This window comes from Microcoleus sp. CAWBG640 (genome assembly GCF_020883015.1).
Classification (GTDB): domain Bacteria; phylum Cyanobacteriota; class Cyanobacteriia; order Cyanobacteriales; family Microcoleaceae; genus Microcoleus; species Microcoleus anatoxicus.
This window is the reverse complement of record NZ_JAHRFC010000011.1, coordinates 1-21,832: the sequence shown is the minus strand read 5'-3', so window position 1 is coordinate 21,832 and position 21,832 is coordinate 1. Positions and strand designations below refer to the sequence as shown.

The window sequence follows — 21,832 nt, the reverse complement described above, 5'->3', positions numbered from 1 at the left end:
CCCGCCCTTCTTGCTATGAGCAAGACAGGAAAATTGTCAGAATTGTTGTTGGCTGCGATCGAGATAAATTGCAGCCACCCCATCCGCCGGATTTCGCAGCACACAATCCTCAAACAGTTGTGCCGCCTCAGTAAACCTTTCCTGATTGTACAAAATCCAGGCACTTTCAAAAGCGGTTTTGGCGATCGCCTTAGCCTCCCGCACCTCCGGTAAATCGGCATTAAACACCTCATACACAGTCACCAACTCCGACTTACCTTTCACCTGAACTCGATCGATTAGCCGAATATCATAATCACTAGGAATTGTCAGCGCTGAAAAAGTATGATGACTAATTAACAGCGATATTCCATAATTTTTGGTCAATCCTTCCAGACGAGATGCCAAATTCACAGCATCACTAATCACAGTTCCATCCATCCGATTTTCCCCGCCCACAGTACCCAACATCAAAGAACCAGTATTAATCCCAATCCCTATTTTAATCGGCGCATAACCTCCTTCTTTCCTGATTAAATTGTATTCTGCCAAACTTTCTAGCATCGCAATTCCTGCTTTCACCGCATCATCCGCACTACCGCTAAACAAAGCCATAATCCCATCACCAATATATTTATCAATAAACCCATTACTCGCAGTAATACAAGGCTCCATCCGAATCAAATAATCATTGATAAACTTAAAATTATCTTGAGGTGTCATGCTCTCCGACAGCGCTGTGAAATCCCGAATATCCGCAAACAGCACCGACATTTTTTGCTGTACGTTGTCCCCCAATTTCACATCAACAATACTTTCGTATCCCAGTAAATGTAAAAATTGATGCGGCACAAACCTACCGTAGGCATCGGTTAGTTCAAATTCCGCATCCAGGGCTTTTTTTAAGTTGCGATTCAGTTGCGATAGTTCCTCAGTAAACTTTTCTCGCTCTCCTTCAATTTTTCGCCGTTCCGAAATGTCCTGAAACGCGATAATTGTATAGGAGATATTACCTTGGTTGTTAAAAATTGGAGTTCCCCAAGCTTCGATGGGAATCACCTTGTCCGCGCGGTGAATTTCTATATTGTCAGCGTTAGCATATTCTCCCCTCAATAGTTTCGGAATCGTAAAAATTTCTAAGTTATAATTTTGCTTAGTTCCTGCAATATAAATTTGATAATTTTGGACTAATTCCTCAATTGTATCTCCGGCTAAAACTCCTTGACCAAGTAACTGTTGGGCTACCTGATTGGCGTAGTAGGGTTGACCGTTGGCATCGGTGACAAACACGCCGACAGGCATTGCTTCTAGCAATTGGGACAGTCGGCTTTCGCTTTCACGTAACTGCGATTCCACTTGCAACAAAGCGGCATTTTTCACTTCCAAGCTATCCGTATAACTTTGGATTCTTTCAATCATTTTATTGAATGTATCGGCGAGATTTCCCAGTTCGTCTCTCGATTCTATGGGGACTCTAATATTTAAGTTTCCTGCTTTGAATTGGGCAATTCTTTGAGTTAAAATAATAATTGGTTTAGCTAAGATTCGTGCTAAGATAATCGCCACGAGGGTGACAAGGCTAGCAATAATTAGAGATAATATGAGTGCGGTGCGGGTTTGGGCTTCTATGGGGGCGAGAAATACTGACTGTGGCTGTACAAATAGGACGTACCAGGGGAGATTGTGTAAAGGTGCGATCGCCACTGCACTCAGTTGATTGTGTGTGGATGTTAGTCGCAACCTTAAAAAAGGTCGATCGAGAGCATTGTCTAAACCATGTTTTAATTCGGGCAAATTAGTGGACAATTCGTCCATAGGTAACTCCGGCAACCTTCTCTCGGCTTGCAATTTTTTTACCAAATCCGGTGGGAGAGGAACTACGGATTTGAAAATTAATTCCGGTTCCGTACCGTGGGCTAACCGAATATAATTTTCGTCTAGTAAAATAGCAAAGGATTTTTGACCGGCTAAACCAGTTTGTCGGGCGATGGACTGATCCAACACAGTCGCATTATATGATACTCGCAACAACCCCACCGCAACTCCTTGGCTGTTGCGAACTAAATTGCTAAAATAAATGTTAACTAAACCTGGTTTTTTTGGGGAAAGTCGTAAATTTGAAACATAGGGTAAACCGGTGTTCAAGGGTTGTTGAAAGTAATCGCGGTTCGATTCATCTTTCCCGATATCCTCACTATAAGTGTCTAATACATTTTTACCATTGATGTCTAGCAGTGCATAGGAAAATATATTCACAGTATCTCGACGGCTGAGACTATGTAAAGTCTCTTCAACTACTTTTTTTTCCTCACTTTCAGCCCTAGACTCTGGGGGTAAACTCAGGTATTTTGAGAGTCCTGGTAACAGGGCTGCGACGCGGACATCGTTGAGATTGACGGTGATGAAAGTGTCGATGCTGACAGCGGTTTGGGAGGCGATCGCAAATAGAGATTGTTCCGCATTCTTGGTTAATATTTGTTCAGTGGCGTGTTTGTCGATCGCCGCTAGCAACATTAGTGGAATTAGCGCCACTATTAAAAAGGAGACGATCAACTTTTTGCGTAAAGTATAAAGTTTTGGCAGTCGCAAAATTTGTAAGATTAGTGTAGAAAAGATGGACCCAGCAAAAAAGTTGACAACTTAAATGTTTGGCGGTTGCTATATCATCACAAAACCCAACTATTCAGAAATGCTAGGCAATTTAACATGAGCGGTTGTCTCTTCATGGTATACACTAGAAAGATAAAATTCTCCACCGGATATATCTATGATTTTTTTGACTATTTTTAATCCTAGTCCTAAACCTTGTTGCTCATAGGTACGGCGTTCAAATTGCATAAACGCTCCGATTTTGGAAATCTGTTCCTCTGTCATTCCCCTGCCGCGATCGGATATGGATAGATGAAATGCTCCCTTAATTAATTGACTACTTACCTTCACCGGTGTTAAAGGTGTAGAAAACTTCAAAGCATTTTCTAACAATTCGTCCACCATCCACTTCAAATTGTCCTCAGACACTGGAACAGCTATATCTTCTAGCTCGCAAATCAAGTCATTTTGGCGATCGACTTTTTTTGCCTGTTCCATCGCACAATTTTCTATGACTGATTTAGTAGAAGTGACTTCATTATTAGTCGGAATTTTATCCATAGGCATTTGGCTAGTCATCAGTTCTAGCTTGATATAAATCAAAAACTTTTTGGTCAGCCTATCTAATCTCAGAGCCGACTGTTGAGCTAATAGTAAAAGTTCATGAATTTCTTCCTCACTCATGTCTTCACGATCGTCGATCAACAATCCAATAACTCCGAAAATACCGTTTAATGGTGTGTTCAATTCGTGAGGTAAACTGGAAGCTAAGTTACCGCTTAATTCATTCAGATTTTTTTGTAATAGGTCGATCGTACTTTCTTGGACTTTGGAAAGACTGGTGATTTTGTCATATTGTTGCTTGAGTCGCAACATGGAATGAACCCTAGCACGGAGTTCCAGCCCACTGACGGGCTTGCTGATAAAATCATCGGCACCAGCCTTGATACATCGAGCCAGGTCTTCTTTGGCGCTCAAAGCTGTCACCATGATGATGGGAACACCTTCCCATTGGGGCTGGGCTTTAATCCGCTGACAGACTTCCATACCATCCAAGTCTGGCATCATCACATCCATCAAGATCACATCGGGCTGGAATACATCCAGGGAGTTGAGGGCGACTTGACCATTGGAAGCATAGTGCAAATCATATCCCCGATCGCTCAACAGCGCTTCAATCACATCAAAATTATCGGGCTCGTCGTCAACTACTAGAATAGAGGGCTGATTCATTTGTGCTGCTCCTTTTCTGGTGAATATTACTGAATTGTCGCTGCTAATTAGGTTAACCTAATTAGGGCTTGCTGAATAAGGATCGATTTTTCCGTTGAGTTATCTAAATCTTCAAGCTACGATTAACCAGCTAATTTAAAAATATTTTCATCTTGATTATTCAAAAATTTTATCTCAATTTCTTGAGCTGATAAGGGCTTGGAAAATAAATATCCTTGACCCAATTCACAGCCAAGTTCCTGCAACCATTTAAGTTGTTGTCCTGTTTCTATGCCTTCAGCCACAACGGCTAATCCCAGTTGATTGCTCAAAGCAATAATCGTACTCACCACCTGATAATTACGGTTGCCTTCCTGCATCTGATTCACAAAAGAGCGGTCGATTTTTAAATTATCCGCAGGCAAGCGATGGAGATAATTGAGCGATGAATATCCCGTGCCAAAGTCATCGATACTGACTTGAATTTGGCGTTCTTTTAATTGGGTCAATAAATCTATGGTTTTTGTGATATTTTTAATCAGCATACTTTCGGTAATTTCCAGAGTAATATAACTGCCATCTAAACCTGTTGCAGCAATGGTGCGGTCGATTTCCTGAATCAACAGAGGTTTACGCAGGTCTTGAGCGGAAAGATTAATACTGACCTTCAAGGGAAATCGACTAGGAAACTGATTTTGCCAGCGAGCTAATTGTTTGCAAGCAGTTTGCAATACCCAACTATCTAGCGGTACAATCAACCCCGTTTCTTCTGCAATAGGAACAAAGTCTAGGGGAGAAATGAAACCACGAGTGGGATGTTGCCAACGTACCAAAGCCTCAAATCCCACCAGCCGATCGCCTCTGATGTCAACAATTGGCTGATAGTACACCACAAACTCTTCTCGTTCGATCGCCCTACGGAGATCGTTTTCCAGAGTTAGCCTGTTGACAGCTTGAGTGTGCATTGTGGTATCAAAAATTTTGTAAGAATTTCTGCCTTGAGCCTTAGCCCGATACATGGCAATATCCGCATCTCGAATCAAATCCGAGGCTTGATAGTAATTTTTTTGCCCGAAAACAATGCCGATACTAGCACTGATAAACATTTCGTAGCCATTAATCGTGAGGGGGTTTTGAAATTCTTTTTGAATCCGCTCAGTGATTTGAATAACTTCTTCAATACCCGCCACATCTTCCAGCAAAATTACAAATTCATCACCACCAAGTCGAGCGATTAAATCAGCCTCCCGCAGATAATTTTTGAGGTTTTGAGCAATATTCGTGAGCAAGAGGTCTCCAGCTAAGTGTCCTAAGCTGTCATTGATTACTTTAAAGCGATCGAGGTCGAGAAACAAGACAGCATAAAAATAGTCTTTCAATCGCATAGCTCGATTAATCGCTAATTCGAGCCGCTCCACCAACAGAGTCCGATTTGGCAAATCTGTCAAGGGATCGTGTAAGGCATTGTGTATAATCAGTTCTGCCTTTGCCTTAAGTTCCGTGGTTCGTTCTGCAACCTGTTGTTCCAATTCCGTATTGCGATGCTTGAGGAAATAGAGTTTTTCAGCTTCTAAGATTGCTTGCCGCCTCAAAGAAGCTTGCAAGTCATCGTAGTGTTGTTTAATTCGCAGCATGGAGTTGACTCTGGCGCGCAGTTCCAGACCACTGACGGGCTTGCTAATAAAATCATCAGCACCAGCCTTGAGACATCGGGCCAAGTCTTCTTTGGCACTTAAGGCTGTGACTATGATGATCGGAACCGACTCCCATTGTGGCAAAGCTTTAATCCGCTGACAGACTTCAATACCATCCAAATCTGGCATCATCACATCCATCAAGATCACATCGGGTCGGAATACGTCTAGGGAGTCGATCGCAAATTGACCGCTAGAAGCATAGTACAAATCATATTCCCGATCGCTCAAGAGTGCTTGAATCACATCAAAATTATCGGGTTCATCGTCAACTACTAAAACAGATGGCTGATTCATTTCTTACTATCCTGTGCTTCTAACAATAGTTGAATTGTGCTGGCCAATTGCTTGAGTTTAACCGGCTTAGTGAGATAATCACTAGCCCCAGCTTCTAGACATCGTTCGCGATCGCCCGTCATGGCCAATGCCGTCAAGGCGATAATCGGAATATGCGCAAATTGGCGATCGCTGCGGATCTGCCTCATTGCCTCAAGACCGTCCATTTCCGGCATTTGGACATCCATTAAAATTAAATCAGGAACTTGGGCCCTAGTGGCGGCGATCGCCTCTAAACCATTGTTCGCCAAAACAATCCGATATCCTTTCGCCTCCAAGTAACTAGAAAGCGTACTTATATTAGCTTCATTATCTTCGACCAACAGGATTAGCGGAGACAGTTGTGTAACAGTCTCGCTGGGCATAGGTTCCGGGGGTGAAGCACTCAGATGCTCAAATACAGGAAGGGGTAAATCCCCACAGGGCAAATCGAAACTAAAACAACTACCAACACCTAATTCACTCTGGACAGCCACATTTCCTCCGTGCATTTCCACTATCTGTTTCACCAGAGAAAGACCCAAACCAGTCCCCGTGTATTGACGGTTTAAAGCACTGTCAATTTGGACAAAAGGATGAAACAGTTTTTTGAGATTTTCGGGTTTAATACCGATACCAGTATCAATCACCGCAAACCGAATTAAACTCGGTATGTTTCGAGCGGCCGCCAATGTTGCCGGGGGTGTGGGTGATTCTAATCTCACATCCAAGCTAACGCTACCTTTTTCAGGAGTAAACTTAATCGCATTATTGAGCAAATTGATCAAAACTTGTCGAATCCGCCGTTCATCCACCATCAAAATTGGCAGATTAGGTGCAATCTGCAACTGAATCTGAATGCGTTTTTGCAAAGCTTGTTGTTTCACAAACGGCAAACTAGATTGGCACAACTGACTGACAGTGACTGAGGTGCAGTTTAGTTCAATTTGTCCTGCTTCAATTTTTGCCAAATCGAGGATATCGTTAATTAATTCCAGTAAATGAGTGCCACTGTTTTCAACTGTTTGCAAAGCCCGCAATTGTTGCTCGTTAATCTTCCCAAAAACCTGTTCTTGCAAGGCCTCTGTCATCCCCAAAATTGCATTCAGGGGAGTACGGAGTTCGTGGCTCATATTGGCCAAAAATTCATCTTTGAGCCTGGTAGCGCGGGCTAATTCCTGATTAGTTTCCTGCAACTGGGCATAAAGCTCAGATTGATGAATAGCAGCCAGTTCATCAGATTTTCGCAAAATAATTTCCACGATCGCACTTCGGACTTCCATCGCCGCCTCAATCTCCCATGGTTTCCAAGGAAGCGACTTAAGGCGAACAGTTTGTTGCCAAAGCTCAAAGGATTTCCGAGGAAACAGCGTCAGACTCCCATCTGCTTCCACCTGATTCGGTTTATAGGGATTCCCAGCCCAATTAACCAATTGTAAGATCTCAGGTCGAAACCACAATAGGTAATTCTTCTGAACTTTAGTAATGCAAAGAGCGATTAAACCACTACCCACATCCTTAAACTCCGTCGCCTGGGGATATAACGAAGCTAAAGAATCGGTAACAAAAATATCTCCATCGAAGCGATCGCCCAACCAATCGATCAAATCCTGCAACTCGGCTACTGGGGGTGTATCACCCACAGTCACAAGTTGACTTTCGGCACAAATTGCCGCGCCCCTAGCACCTACAAGTGCCAATAAATTGTCTTGGTTTCTTGCCAATTCTTCCGTAATCTCCCCAGCCTGGGCAAGACTTTTAATCAATTGCGACTGTACTGACTTCAGGAACATTTTGTAATCCATATCTTCCTGAGCTTCTTTAGATGCCAATTCCAGAGACATTACCTGAGCAATAAACTCGCAGATAGTTCTAATTTCATAGGGAATAAATCGGGCAGTTTGATGGTGACAGGCAATTAAACCCCAGAGTTTTCCATCCTCAATTAGTGAAATCGACATGGAAGCTACCACACCCATATTTTGGAGATATTCAATATGGATGGGAGAAACACTCCGTAATACACTAAGGCTTAAGTCAAGGGGCTGATAGTCTGTAGTTTTCCCTGACTGGGCGATCGCCCCTGCATCCAGCTTCAAAATACCCACAGGCTGATAATTGATGTCGGGGATTATTCGCAATAGATTAATCGTATAGAGACGTTTAGCCTGCCGAGGAATATCAGATTGAGGGTAATGTAACCCCAGATAGGATTCCATCTCATCGAGTTTTTCTTCGGCAATCACTTCGCCGGCATCATTAGCATCAAACTTATAAACAATCACCCGGTCAAACTCAATCAGTTTTCTCACTTCTTTGGTGATGGTCTGACACATTTCTGTGAGGTTGGCAGCCTTTTGCATCTGACTGAGAATGCCTTTAGTTACTTGGAACAATCCGTTAAAACTAGACCGATCTGTACTATCTCCCGGCTCTAGCTCTAGGAGAATTAAATTGTCTCCTATCCCATGAATTATGCCGTTAAATAAGGTTGCATTTTGTTGTTTTTTGAGGAACAGTTTTATAGGAACTGCTGTTTTTAAATCTCGGTCAATGCCATATTTAATTTTTTCTAAATCTGCTTGACTTAACAAGGTTTCCCAAGATTTTCCTAAGAGGTCATAGGGACTTATTCCCAGCAGCAATTCTGTATTAGCACTCACCTGCTCGATCGTAAAATCGGGTCGAGAAAATACTATAAGAATCCCGTGGGGTTGAATAGCATTAGGAATTTCGATGGGTTCGCGATCGCAATTAGTCAAGTCAAGTGTGCCTTCGATGTGATTTCGTGAGTTATAATTTTTTTTCATTGATTAAGCTCTTTAGTTGCTAATAATTCATGAATGGCATTTGCTAGTTGCTTCAATTTTACTGGCTTAGTGAGATAGTTATTCGCGCCAGCTTCTAGACATCGTTCTCCATCACCAGTCATCGCCAATGCAGTCAAGGCAATAATCAGAATATTGGCAAATTGGCGATCGCTACGAATTTGCTGAATCGCCTCAAAGCCATCCATTCCCGGCATTTGGATATCCATCAAAATCAAGTCGGGAAGAGATGATTTAGTGACGGCGATCGCCTCTGCACCATTTTTCGCCACCACAATCCGATACCCTTTAGCCATCAGATAGGCAGAAATGGTACTGATATTTGCTTCATTATCTTCTGCCAATAGGATTAGTCGGGATGTTTCAGAGTCTTTTTTCCCGTCCATCGGTGCTGATGGTGCGACAATCGGAGATTGAGAAATCAGCATCGGCAAATTGCCAGCCGGTAAGTCGAAACTAAAACAACTACCCACGCCCACCTCACTCGTCACCGAAACCGTTCCCCCATGCTTTTCCACCATCCGCTTCACCAGAGACAAACCCAAACCAGTACCCATGTACTGACGATTCAGAGCACTATCAATTTGCACAAAAGGCTGAAACAACTTCTGAATATTTTCCGCTGTGATACCGATCCCAGTATCACTCACTGCAAACCGAATTGAACTGGATCTAGTGGGAGAATTTGGGAGTGTTGGGACCATTTCGGTTTGTGCGATTGTCACCTCCAAAGTCACGCTGCCACCTTCAGGAGTAAATTTAATCGCATTATTGAGCAAATTAATCAAAACTTGTCGGATGCGACGTTCATCGACTAATAATTCGGGGAGGATATCGGCAATTTTCACCTGAAGTTTAATCCGTTTTTGTAAAGCTTGTTGTTTCACAAAACTCAAACTGGACTGACACAAATTATCTATGGGTATGGGACTACAATTTAGTTCGATTTGTCCCGATTCTATTTTGGCAAGGTCGAGGATATCATTGATTAATGATAAAAGATGAGTGCCACTATGTTCAATAGTTTGCAAAGCCTGTATTTGTCCCTCATTAATCGAGCCAAATATCTGTTCCTGCAAAGCCTCCGTCATTCCCAAAATCGCATTCAGGGGCGTGCGTAATTCGTGGCTCATATTCGCCAAAAATTCATCCTTGAGACGAGTAGCGCGAGCTAGTTCTTGGTTAGAAATAGCCAGTTTTTGATTGGTTTCAGTAAGTCTGGCTTCTGCTTGCTTGCGATCGCTAATATCATAATTAATCCCAATCATCCGTTGGGGTTCTGCTTCGGAGTTGCGCTGAATCAGCGCGTAGGCTTTGATAAATTTCACCGTACCATCGGGCCACACCACGCGAAATTCCGTATCAAAATCTCTGATTCCAGCCCGTGATTCCTCGCTCACAGTCCGCGTCGCCAGGATATCATCGGGATGTATGCCCGCTTCCCAGGCTTGATAAGCACCGCCAAAATCCGAGGCTGTGACGCCATAGAGTTCGTACATTCGATCGTCCCAGATCAGGCGATCGTTGACAATATCCCAATCCCAAATCCCAATTTGACCCGACTTCAGCGCCAATTCCAACCTGTCTGACAAACTGGACAACTGCTCTTGGGCACGCTTGCGATCGCTAATATCAGTGCGGATAGCCAAGTATTGAAAAGGCTTACCGTCCGCATCCAGGTAAGGCACAATCGTAGTATCAATCCAGTAGAAACTACCATCCTTTGCCCGGTTGAGAATCTCGCCCCGCCAGATTTCCCCATTCCGTAGAGTTCGCCACATTTCCTCAAAAAATTCAGGAGAATGATGGCCAGCATTCAACAGCCGATAGGTATTCCCGATCAACTCCCCTCGACTATATTGAAGAATCTCGCAGAATCGATCGTTAACATAGGTAATTTTGCCCTCAGCATCAGTAATCGCCACAATTGCTGACTCATCCAAGGCATATTTAAAGTCGGATAATTCCTTGAGAGTATCTTTCAGTCTAGCTTCGGCTTGTTTGCGTTCCGTAATATTCCGAAAAATTCCCCGCATCGCGATGGGTTTGCCATTTTCCAACCGACAATTGACATTTCCTTCAACTACAATTGTCCTACGATCTTTTGTCAAAAATTTAATTTCAATACTGGTGCAAGGTACGCCATCAAATAGCTGTTCCATCATGACTTGGCAGTTAACCAAACTGTCTGGATGGATGATTTCAAACAAAAACAACTCCTGTAGATCGGCATCGGTATAGCCCAGAGTTTCTTTCCAGGCAGAATTCACAAACAAAATTTGCCCAAGGGGGGAAACGCTTTGAATCAAATCCGTAGCATTGTCAAATAAATCATACAATTGAGCTTCCCGTTCTTGGAGTTCCGCAGTGCGCTGTGCTACCCTCGCTTCTAGAGATTGGTTCAGTTGCAGTAGGTCTGCTTCTGCCTGCTTGCGATCGGTAATATTCATACTCGTACCCACAATCCGATAAATGCGATCGCCATTATCTCGAATTGGAGTCAACGTCGTAATCCACCAAGTAATTTTCCCCTTAAAAGTCAGACATTCTTCATAGCAAATAGGAAATCCAGCCTGAACGCAATGGGCATAGCGTTCTCGGATTTCGGGTAAGGGCTTTTTGCCTCGCACATCAGCAGTTAATGTCTGAGTTAAACGCTCGCAGGCAGGGTTGAATTCGAGAAAATAAAATTCTCCATCCGGCAAAACATCCACAGTAAAAACTGCCTGTTCTATGCCTTCATAAATGCTGCGTAAAAACTGCTCTTTCTCCCGCAAAGATTCTTCAGCCAGTTTGAGTTCGGTCAAATCGCGGGCGTTGACTGTCACGCCAGAAATCGTGCCGTCTGCCGATAAATAGGGCCCGTAGCTGACACTGATAAAGCGAGGTTCGGTGCCATTAAACTCATAAACCCAGGCTTCATATTGTTGACTTTCTCCCCCAAGACATCGATCGAGATAGGGCTTCATAATCGTTTGGAACATGGTTTCTCCGTGCAAATCAGCCACCGAATGTCCGACTATTTCCGTCCAAGACTTACCACTACGCTCTAAATAAGTCCGGTTAACCAGGCGATAAATATAATTACGATCGACTAAAGCAATGCGATCGGGTGTCGCAGAAACAATCCCCTCATACTGTCGCAAAAACGTCTCATTAGCTTTGCGATCGCTAATATCCTCTGCTACCCCAGAAATCTGCACCACCGTTCCCGAATCATCCTTAATCGTAAAGCCCCGATCGCGAATCCAGCGCACAGAACCATCAGGCCGCACAATCCGGTAGTCCACCTCATAATGGTCTGTGGATAATAATTGCATAAACTCCCTGCTGACATATTCGCGATCGTCAGGGTGGAGAGCTTCTAGCCACCCCAGAAAGTTTTCATAAAGCGGTTCAGCAGCACGCCCCCAGATTTTTTCATAACCCGAACTAATATAAATTGCTCTCCCAAGTTGCGGATCTGCTAACCAAAATACATCCTCAATAGTTTCAGTAATCAAACGGTAATTTTCTTGACTCTTGCGTAACTGCAATTCCGTCTGTCGTCTTTCTGCTAGTTCTTCTTGAAGCTGACTGTGTAGTTCTGCTTGCTGAATGGCGATCGCTAATTGCACAGCTATCTCCTCCAACAAACTCAGATCGTTAGGATACCAAGCACGATAGCTTTCGCAGTGATGCCCAATTAACAATCCCCACAACTTTTCCGACACCAAAATAGGTACTACAAGATTAGATTTTACCTGATATTGCTCTAACAACTGCACATGACATGGTGTATAACCAGCCGTATAAATATTATCAACAAAAATGGTTTTTCCACTTTGATAAATAATTTCAGCCCTTTCTTGAAAACAAGAATCATTTATGCGATCGTTAATAGAAGTGCGCCAAATAGCCTCCACCGACTCTGCCACCACCACACCAGTCCAATCCGGTTCAAACCGATAGATTAACAGTCGATCGCACTGCAAAAACTCTCGTACCGCCTTCACCGCAGTATCCAAAATCTCCGGCAAATCTAAAGAAGATCGAATCTGCGAAGCGATGGTGACCATCAGTTTTTCCCGCCTCACCGTTGTGGCGAGTGCGGCAGTTCGCTCCTCTACTTGGCGCTCTAATTCGACGGTGCGATTCTCCAACAATGCTATTTTGTCCGCCTCCAATTTCGATACCTTATTATCTAAAACCTCAGCTAATTTATAAAGTTCCAAGGGATTCAAAACTTGCAAAATACTTGTCTGAGTGACAATACCCAAAAGTTCACCAAACACCCCTGTCACCGCCAATCTACGGACTAACCGCTGTTCCATAATCTGCTGCACATCCCACAGAGAATCATTAGGTTTCACCGTAAAAATCGGCGTACTCATCACCGAGTGGGCTTGACAAGTTTCCAGGTTTAAATTTAAGGCTTGAAATTGGACGAGATCGCGCTCAGTGACAATGCCAATCGGGATTTGCTGTTGTGGGCGATCGCCTCCTGTGTGTTGTGCTTCCACAATCATGACGGAACTAACTCGATTTTGGGCCATCAATTGAGCGATAGTGAGCATAGAAACATCCGCGCTAGCACAAATTATTTCCGTCGCCATCACTTCAGAAACCAGCCGTATTCGCAACAAGTCAATGGGGCGCGACGCTTTCCGCAAACTCTCGTGAGTCACAAGTCCCACCAATTGATTTTCGTCGTCTAGAATCGGCAAATGGCGAATATGATGTTGCTGAACCAGATTTACCGCCACAAACAAATCTGTGAACACAGATTCGCGCATAGTCACCACCTCAGATGCCATCACTGTGGTAATATTCATACGTTCTAAACAGCAATTTTTCGCAGTGAGTCGAACAATATCCCGTTCTGTGACAATTCCCAACAACTGCCGACCTTCCACAACCAAAACGCAACTCGATCGCACTTCCATAGACAATTCATGTCCTTGGATATCCGCGCTTTGGGAAGCCGAACAAAGGGTACGAACCCCGCTCATTTGGGCGATCGCCTCCATCACCGTCGTATCGGGTGAAACTGTCAGTGGATTGCGGATGATGGCAGATTTTAATTCAGTTTGTGTTAGGGCGGTGCTAGATGTCATATTGATTTTAGATTGGGTATTTTAGATTTGAACTTTGATATTTTTTCAATTTTAAATGGGGAAATTTTTGGGAACATCCCGATTTTGCATAGGCGAAGCATGACCGCTGTAAATCTCTGGTTATCACTAATAAATTGTCTGCGGTCATGCTTCGCCCCTACGAATATATTTGCCAAACACAGTCTTCCTAAATTTCCCCCCTTCCTAAATTTCCCCCCTTCCTAAATTTCCCCCCTTCCTAAATTTCCCCCCTTCCTAAATTTCCCCCCTTGGGGGGGGTAGGGGGGGGTAGGGGGGGGTAGGGGAGGGTAGGGGAGGGTAGGGGAGGGTAGGGTAGGGTAGGGTGAGCTCTTCCTAAATTTCCCCCCTTGGGGGGGGTAGGGTGAGCTCTTCCTAAATTTCCCCCCTTGGGGGGGGTAGGGTGAGCTCTTCCTAAATTTCCCCCCTTGGGGGGGGTAGGGGGGGGTTCTTCTTCCTTCCTCCTTCTTCCTTCTTCCTTCCTCCTTCCTCCTTCTTCCTTCATTAACTACTTTCGAGGGGCGATGATGCTAATAAATCCTGAATAGTGCTAACTAATTGCTTTAATTTTACAGGCTTAGTCAGATAGTGATTCGCCCCAGCTTCTAGACATCGTTCCCCATCCCCCGCCATCGCCAATGTAGTCAAGGCGATCGTCGGAATATTCGCAAATTGGCGATCGCTGCGGATTTGCCCAATCGCATCCACAGCATCCATTCCCGACATCTGAATATCGATCATAATTAAGTCAGGAATCGATGATTTAGTGAGAGCGATCGCCTCGGCAACATTTTTCGCCACCAACATCTGATATCCCTTAGCTTTTAAATAGCCACAAATTGTATTAACATTCGCTGGATTATCATCCACCAACAATAGCAAAGGCGAAGTTGTTACTGCCACCTTTTCCCTCAAACTACCTTCCAAATTAGGCATTTTTGCATCCCCGGACTCAGAAACCAGCAGGGGCAAATTGCCTGCGGGGATATCGAAACTAAAACAACTACCCACACCAACCTCACTCGTCACCAAAACTGTTCCCCCGTGCATAGATACCATCCGCTTCACCAGAGACAAGCCCAAACCAGTACCCATATACTGACGATTTAATGCACTATCGATTTGCACAAAAGGCTGAAACAACTTCTGAATATTTTCCGCTGTGATACCGATACCAGTATCCCTCACCCCAAACCGAATAGAACTTGCTGTAGTTGGAGAATTTGCCTTTGTTGGTAATATTTCGCTTGGTTGGATTGTCACCTCCAAAATCACACTACCACCTTCAGGAGTAAACTTAATCGCATTATTGAGCAGGTTAATCAAAACTTGTCGAATCCGGCGTTCATCCAGCACTATTTCTGGGAGGTTCGCGGGAATTTTTACCTGAAGTTGAATCCTTTTTTGTAAAGCTTGCTGTTTCACCAAAGTCAAACTCGACTGACACAAACTATCCACGGCTGTGGGACTACAATTTAATTCTACCTGTCCCGATTCTATTTTGGCAAGATCGAGAATATCATTGATTAATGATAAAAGATGATTTCCACTATGCTCAACAGTTTGCAAAGCTCGTATTTGTCTCTCGTTAATCGCACCAAAAATCTCATCCTGCAAAGCCTCTGTCATCCCCAAAATAGCGTTTAGGGGAGTTCGCAATTCATGGCTCATGTTCGCCAGAAATTCATCCTTGAGACGAGTAGCGCGGGCAAGTTCTTGGTTGGAAATAGCCAACTCTTGATTGATTTCAGTAAGTTTTGTTTCTGCTTGTTGGCGTTCCTGTAACTCCGTTTGCAACTGGTCAAAAAGATTTGCCTGCTGAATGCCGATCGCCAATTGGTTGGCAATTTGCTTAACTAAATTAATCTCCGACTCTCTCCAATAGCGGGGTCTAGAACATTGATGGATGCACAACAATCCCCACAAATTCGATCCATCTAATAATGGCACTGCCAGATACGCCCGCACCTGAAATTGTGCCAAAATATTGATGTGACATTCTGTCAGTCCAGAATCATAGATGTCACTGACTTTCTGAATTCTACCCTGGTGATAGTAAACAGCGTACTGTTCGCCGAAGCAATGATCGTGAATTTTAGTCGCCATCACAGAATCAAATCCTGCTACCACAGATTCAGCCACAAACTCACCCTCATTAGAGTTAGAATTGTAAGCAAATTGAAAAATGCCCACTCGATCGGCATCAATTAAATGACGAATATCCTCCGTAGCCCTGGCAAAAATAGTTTGTAAATCCAGGGAGTCACGGATACGTTGGGTGATTTCCCTCAGCAAAGATTCCGTTTCCACTTGTCTATGAATCACCAAATCTTTGGCTTTTCTTTCCTTTAGCTCTACTTGCAATTGTTGATACAAATTAGATTGTTGAATAGCGATGGATAATTGGTTAGAAAGTTGTTTCATCAAATCAATTTCCCAGTTTTGCCAGTCACGAGACACCTCGCACTGATGAGCGATTAATAATCCCCAAAGTTCCTGTTTATCCACAATGGGTAATACCAGTTTTGCCCTGACTTTGATTTCCCTTAAAAAATCTACCAAACAAGGCAAAATAGACCCCGTTTCCCGATCGCTCAAAGCAAAAATTCTGCCATCTAAGTATCGCTGATAGTTCTCCGGGGGGAACGTTTCTTCGGGAAAATTTATATTCAGAAGTTTCAGACAATGCGGTGCAACGGATTCCGCAATCGCAGCCCCTGTACCACTGGGATAGACACGATAGATCAACACTCTGTCTACCTTCAGAATCTGGCGCACTTCTGCCACTGCTGTATTCAGAATCTCTTTGAGATTCAGAGAAGCCCGTATCCGCTGAGTGATGAAGGTGAGGATGCGTTCCTGTTCTGCTTGTTGTTGCAAGCGAATTTCGGCTAATTTGCGATGGGTAATATCCTGAAAAGTACCAAGTAATCCGACTATTTCGCCTTTGATGTTTCGCAGAGGAATCTTATTAATTTCCAGCCAAATTGTCGAACCGTCAGCCTGAAGCATTGTCTTGATCATTCCCAGTTTAGCTATACCTGATGCCATGACTTCTGCATCATCAGTGCGGCAAAAAACTGCTTCCCTTAGTCCCCAGTCAAAATCCTCATCAGTCTTGCCTACAATTGCCTCTGGAGACGCTAAACCACCCACCTGGGAAAAATATAGATTGCAACCTAAAAAAACAAATTCTCGATTCTTCCAAAATACTCCCAGGGGAAAAGTATTGATCACTGTTTGCAAAAATTGCTTGGATTCGCGCAAAGCTTCTTCGGCTAAGAAGCGATCGGTAATATCCTGTCCCAGACCAATGCTAGAACCGTTAGACAAACGAATTTGAGACCAGCTAGTAATCAACTTTCGCCCGTCGCGCACCTGAGTTTCAAAATCTTGCCAACTAGAATCAGCCCGAATCATGTGAGCGACTACCTTGCGATAATCATCAACATTGGGATAGCAGGATGCTAGAACATCAATTTGGTTGTATTCTTCCTGGTTCCAACCAAGTACCCGCTCCATTTCCGGGTTAATCATCACAGTTTCCCCAGTGACTGAAAACAAACCAATCATTAAGGGAATGCGATCGAAAATAGTTTGAAGTGTTTCCTTCTGTTGGCGCAACTGTTCCTCAGCTAATTTGCGATCGCTAATATCCATCACAATGCCAAACAATCGGACAAGCTGACCCTCAGCATTGTAAACCGTTTGTCCCTTAGCAAAAATCCAACCTAGGGAGCCATCAGCTCGGATAATTTGCTGGTCTAGTTCGTAGTGTTTACCACCTAGTTGCATAACTCCTTTGATGGTTTTACGATGATAGGCCCAGTCCGAGGGATGGAAATGCTGTCTGAGTTGCTCAAAACTCAGTTCCTGACGATCGAGCTCCAATCCCAAAATCTCGAAAATCTCAGGAGAACCAGTAATCTTAGACTCGGCTAAATCAATTTCCCAATGGCCAAGACGAGCAATGTGTTGAGCTTCCTGTAGGCGAGATTCACTGCGGTGTACCTCTAGCGTCCGTTGTTGTACCCTTTGTTCTAATTCTTGATTGAGTTGGGACAGTGCTTCTTCCGCCCGTTTGCGATCGCTAATATCAGTAATTGTGCCGATATAACCCACAATCTGCCCGTCTTCGTCCCTTTCTGCCGATGCTTGCCCAAACACCCAACTGAAAGTCCCATCCGATCGCCCAAAGCGGTACTCTAACTTAAAATGGCGATGTTCTTGGGAGGATTGATACCACTCGGCGCTAATCCTGTCCCGATCCTCTGGATACAAGCCTTGAATCCAACCCGTACCCAATGCTTCATCGGGTGTAAGTCCAGCAATTTCACACCAGCGATCGTTGACAAACAAGCAATTACCGCTAGTATCCGTGCGGAAAATCCCCACGGGAGCAGATTGAGCCAAAGTCGCAAAACGTTTTTCGCTTTCTCGCAAATCGGCCTCCACCCGTCGTCTTTCTGCCAACTCGCTTTGTACCTGTTGGTAAGCCGTTCCCTGTTGAATGGCAATTTCTAGTTGTGTAGCCAACTGTTGCACGAGAGTAATTTCTGTTGTTTGCCAGTGGCGGGGGGCCCGGCTTTCGGAGACGCAAAGCAAGCCCCAGAGGGTTTCTGCTTGGAAAATGGGTACTAAAATTTTGGCTCTAATTTCCAAATCTTCTAATAGTTGACGGTGGCAATCGGTGATTGGGACAGTGTAGATATCGTCTACTACTCGAATCATTCCGCTGCGCCATTTTCCCCGCCAATCAACACAATTGTCCTGAACATATTTGCTTTGATTTGCTGTTTGCTTATGTGCGACGGATTCTACTAGGACAATCACGCTGGCATCTGCTTGAAACTGCCAGATGTCAGCCCGATCGCAATTTAAGAGCGATCGCACTTCTGTGACTGTGGTATTGAGGATTTCTGGTAAATCTAGGGAAGCTCGAATCTGGGAAGCGATGGTAGCGATCAGTTGTTTTTGCTCTGATTCTGCCTTCAGGGTAGCGGTGCGCTCCGATACTTGCTGTTCTAGTTCAATATTCCGATTTTCCAGCAGTGCTACTTTTTCTGCTTCTAGTCGTAACACCTTTTTTTCTAAAATTTCTGCTAATTTAAATACTTCTATGGGGTTGAGTGCCTGCAAAATACTCGTCTGAGTTACAATTCCCAACAATTCACCTTCTTTGCCAGTCACCGCCAATCTGCGGACTAACCGTTGTTCCATCATCTGCTGCACAGTCCACAGAGAATCTTCTGGACTCACCGCAAAAATCGGGGTGCTCATCACAGATTTTGCCAGACAGGTTTCTAAGTTTAGATTTAAAGCCTGAAATTGTACGATGTCGCGCTCAGTCACAATCCCTATGGGAATTTGCAGTTTTTGGCGATCGCTTCCTACCTTTTCTTCGAAAATCATCACCGAACTGACTCGATTTTGGGCCATCAATTCGGCGATGTTCATCATTGAAACATCAGGATTGGCGCAAATCACTTCAGAGGTCATCACTTCTGTTACTAGGCGCAATCGTAACAAATCTACCGGGCGCGATGTTTGTCGCAAACTCTCGTGGGTCAAAATTCCCACCACCCGATTTTGGTCATCGAGCACTGGTAAGTGGCGGATCTGATATTGCTGAAGCAGATTCAGCGCAAAAAACAAATCGGTGAAGGCAGATGCGCCGATAGTGACCACCTGAGATGTCATTGCTTCACGGATCGGAACGCTATCTAAGGAACGTTTTTGGGTACTGAGGCGCACAATATCTCGTTCTGTGAGAATTCCCAGCAACTGATTACCTTCGACAATTAAGACGCAGCTCGATCGCGCCTCTACATGGAGTTCGTCAAGTTGGCTATCGGCGGTTTTGGAGGTTGAGCAAATGGTACGGACGCCACTCATCTGGGCGATCGCTTCCATCACTGTGGTATCGGGTGCAACCATCAGCGGATTGCGGACGATCGCGGATGTTAGTTCGGCTGGCGTCAGGGCTGTGGCAGGTGTCAGCATTTTTCAAGGAAACTGTGCTTTAACCAATTATTACAGCATTGACAGTCTCTGGTCTCAAGATACGGAGATTTTTATGACTTTTTTGCCTTAATATCCCTATATTTTAGATTTATTTTTCCGCTAGGCGATCTAGTTTTTCTTTCAGCAACAAATCCACAAAAGAACGTATCAAAAACAAACTGCCGAATCCTGACACCACAAAAGCGGCGATCGCCTCCCTGGCATATCCACCCTTGAGCAACACTGTCCCCGCTACCAGCACAAAACCTGTCACACACGCATAGATCAGAGTTTTCAAGGCTAAATAAATGCGTTTCAGGGCGCGCTCGTTTTCTATATTTCGCACTTTAATTTGCAATTCTCCATCCAGAATCCGCTGCTCTAAACGTTTGAACAAAACTTCTGATTTGCTCGGCTGCTGCAATTTATATCTGATCAAATCTCGCGCTTGTCTCGCCAGTTCTCCCACCGTATTACCTCTACCTTTACTAATCGCAATACTCTTGACAAAAGGCTGAGCAGATGCTAGAAAATTGTAGTTGGGGTCGAGGGTTCTGGCAATGCCATCGAGGGTAGTCACTGACTTGAGAATAAACATCATTTGTGCAGGCATACGAAACGGTTGCTGCTCGAACATGATGTACAATTCGTTTTTAATCTCGTTAAAGGCTTGAAAGTCGATCGGCTTATCAATAAACTTATCCAACAAAAAAGTAATCAGTCGGCGCACCGGCATCAGATCCGGCATCGGCTCCACTAAGCCGATGGTCATTAAAGTATCGAGTACCTCGTCAGTATCCTTTCTCATCACAGCAAAAAAAGTCTTCACCATCTGGTCTTTTTCCAAAGACTTAACCTCTGCCATCATCCCAAAATCATAAAAAATTAAACTACCATCTTCCGTAACTGCTAAATTTCCGGGATGGGGGTCTGCTTGAAAAAAACCGTCGAGCAACAACTGTTTCAAGTAACAGCAAATTCCCAGTTGATTGAGCTTGACAATATCTACTCCTATGGCCTCTAAACTAAGGCGGTCATCGACTTTAATACCAGGGGCGTATTGTACAGTCAGCACTTTTTTGGTAGTGTATTGCCAATAGACTTTTGGCACAATAATCCGAGGATAGCCTTGAAAATTCTTGCCAAAGCGATCGGCATTTTTGCCTTCTTGTATATAGTCAATTTCTTGATATAAAATCTTAAAAAACTCATGATAAATAGATTCCAGGTCGTATTTGCGAATCCCAGGAAAATACTTATTGCATAAATTCATCACTTGACGAACGGCTTTGACATCCAAGTCAAATAATTTTTCCAATCCGGGGCGCTGCACTTTGACAACTACATCTTCTCCCGTGTGGAGTCTAGCCCTGTGCACCTGTCCGAGACTGGCGGCGGCAATGGGACAAGGGTCAAAATCGCGATACAAAGCATAAATATCTTTGCCCAACTCTGATTCTATCAGGGCGATCGCCTCTTCGGAACTAAACTCCGGCACCCGGTCTTGTAATTGTTCGAGTTCCTTGACGTACTCCAAGGGGAGCAAATCAGCCCTAGTGGAAAGAGACTGTCCGATTTTGATAAAAGTCGGACCCAAATGCAACAAAGTATTGACCAACCAATGGGCGCGAATTCTTCTAGTATGGGCAGATTTGTTTTGCAGCAGTCCATCCCACCACAGACAAAATATAAACTTGGCCGCTGCTGCAAAAACATCTATTTGTCGTGCTAACGGTGAATATTGAGAACGTTGCCAACGTAGGGTTTTAGGTGCAGCTTTGATGAGCATAATAAGGGAGATTCCATCGCTGTTGACTGTTAGCTGTTCACTGTTGAGCAGTCAACCGTCAACAACGATGCCCGCTCGCTGTTAAGAGCTCAGCTTCGCCGTTGGTTAGTCGAAGGGTCAACTGTCAACTGTCAACAAATAGGCTTAGGGAAGTTGAGGTATGTTTTGGGTCAGGAGTATCTACCGCTCTATAAGACTTAGACAAAGTTAGACACCGTTAGATGTTTTTACTCTGATGCTTATTTCCTGTTTCAGCGTAGTCTCAGAATGACTTCTGAGGGTTTGTCTACTCCACAGGCAATCTCGGTA

7 protein-coding genes are annotated in these 21,832 nt (G+C 44.1%); all 7 read right to left on the bottom strand.

The window, feature by feature from the left end; translation table 11 throughout:
- Positions 1-36: 36 nt before the first annotated feature.
- Positions 37-2,568 carry an adenylate/guanylate cyclase domain-containing protein gene (locus AAFP11_RS08180; protein ID WP_341736599.1) on the bottom strand — a complete coding sequence of 844 codons (2,532 nt, stop codon included), beginning with the start codon at positions 2,566-2,568 and terminating at the stop codon, positions 37-39.
- A 90-nt stretch (positions 2,569-2,658) separates the two neighbouring features.
- On the bottom strand, positions 2,659-3,801 hold the full coding sequence (locus AAFP11_RS08175) for a hybrid sensor histidine kinase/response regulator (protein ID WP_341736598.1): 1,143 nt from the start codon (positions 3,799-3,801) through the stop codon (positions 2,659-2,661).
- Positions 3,802-3,923: 122 nt separating this feature from the next.
- On the bottom strand, positions 3,924-5,771 hold the full coding sequence (locus tag AAFP11_RS08170; protein ID WP_341736597.1) for an EAL domain-containing protein: 1,848 nt from the start codon (positions 5,769-5,771) through the stop codon (positions 3,924-3,926).
- Positions 5,768-8,599: a response regulator gene (locus AAFP11_RS08165; protein WP_341736596.1), complete on the bottom strand. Its 2,832-nt coding sequence runs from the start codon at positions 8,597-8,599 to the stop codon at positions 5,768-5,770. The genes AAFP11_RS08170 and AAFP11_RS08165 overlap by 4 nt, the downstream gene beginning before the upstream one ends.
- Positions 8,596-13,713, bottom strand: coding sequence for a PAS domain S-box protein (locus AAFP11_RS08160; RefSeq protein ID WP_341736595.1), 5,118 nt, complete (start codon positions 13,711-13,713; stop codon positions 8,596-8,598). Before AAFP11_RS08160 ends, AAFP11_RS08165 begins: the two co-directional genes overlap by 4 nt.
- A gap of 522 nt (positions 13,714-14,235) precedes the next feature.
- Positions 14,236-19,734 (bottom strand): GAF domain-containing protein, encoded by a 5,499-nt coding sequence (locus AAFP11_RS08155; protein ID WP_341736594.1) that lies wholly within the window; start codon positions 19,732-19,734, stop codon positions 14,236-14,238.
- Positions 19,735-19,843: 109 nt separating this feature from the next.
- Complete coding sequence (locus AAFP11_RS08150; protein ID WP_341736593.1) at positions 19,844-21,523, bottom strand: AarF/ABC1/UbiB kinase family protein; 1,680 nt, start codon at positions 21,521-21,523, stop codon at positions 19,844-19,846.
- Between the last annotated feature and the right edge of the window lie 309 nt (positions 21,524-21,832).

What these genes read in the sequence shown, in the direction of transcription:
- AAFP11_RS08175 (WP_341736598.1), bottom strand. Translation starts at nt 3,801, where the DNA reads ATGAATCAGCCCTCTATTCTAGTAGTTGACGACGAGCCCGATAATTTT.
- AAFP11_RS08170 (WP_341736597.1), bottom strand. Translation starts at nt 5,771, where the DNA reads ATGAATCAGCCATCTGTTTTAGTAGTTGACGATGAACCCGATAATTTT.
- AAFP11_RS08165 (WP_341736596.1), bottom strand. Translation starts at nt 8,599, where the DNA reads ATGAAAAAAAATTATAACTCACGAAATCACATCGAAGGCACACTTGAC.
- AAFP11_RS08160 (WP_341736595.1), bottom strand. Translation starts at nt 13,713, where the DNA reads ATGACATCTAGCACCGCCCTAACACAAACTGAATTAAAATCTGCCATC.
- AAFP11_RS08155 (WP_341736594.1), bottom strand. Translation starts at nt 19,734, where the DNA reads ATGCTGACACCTGCCACAGCCCTGACGCCAGCCGAACTAACATCCGCG.
- AAFP11_RS08150 (WP_341736593.1), bottom strand. Translation starts at nt 21,523, where the DNA reads ATGCTCATCAAAGCTGCACCTAAAACCCTACGTTGGCAACGTTCTCAA.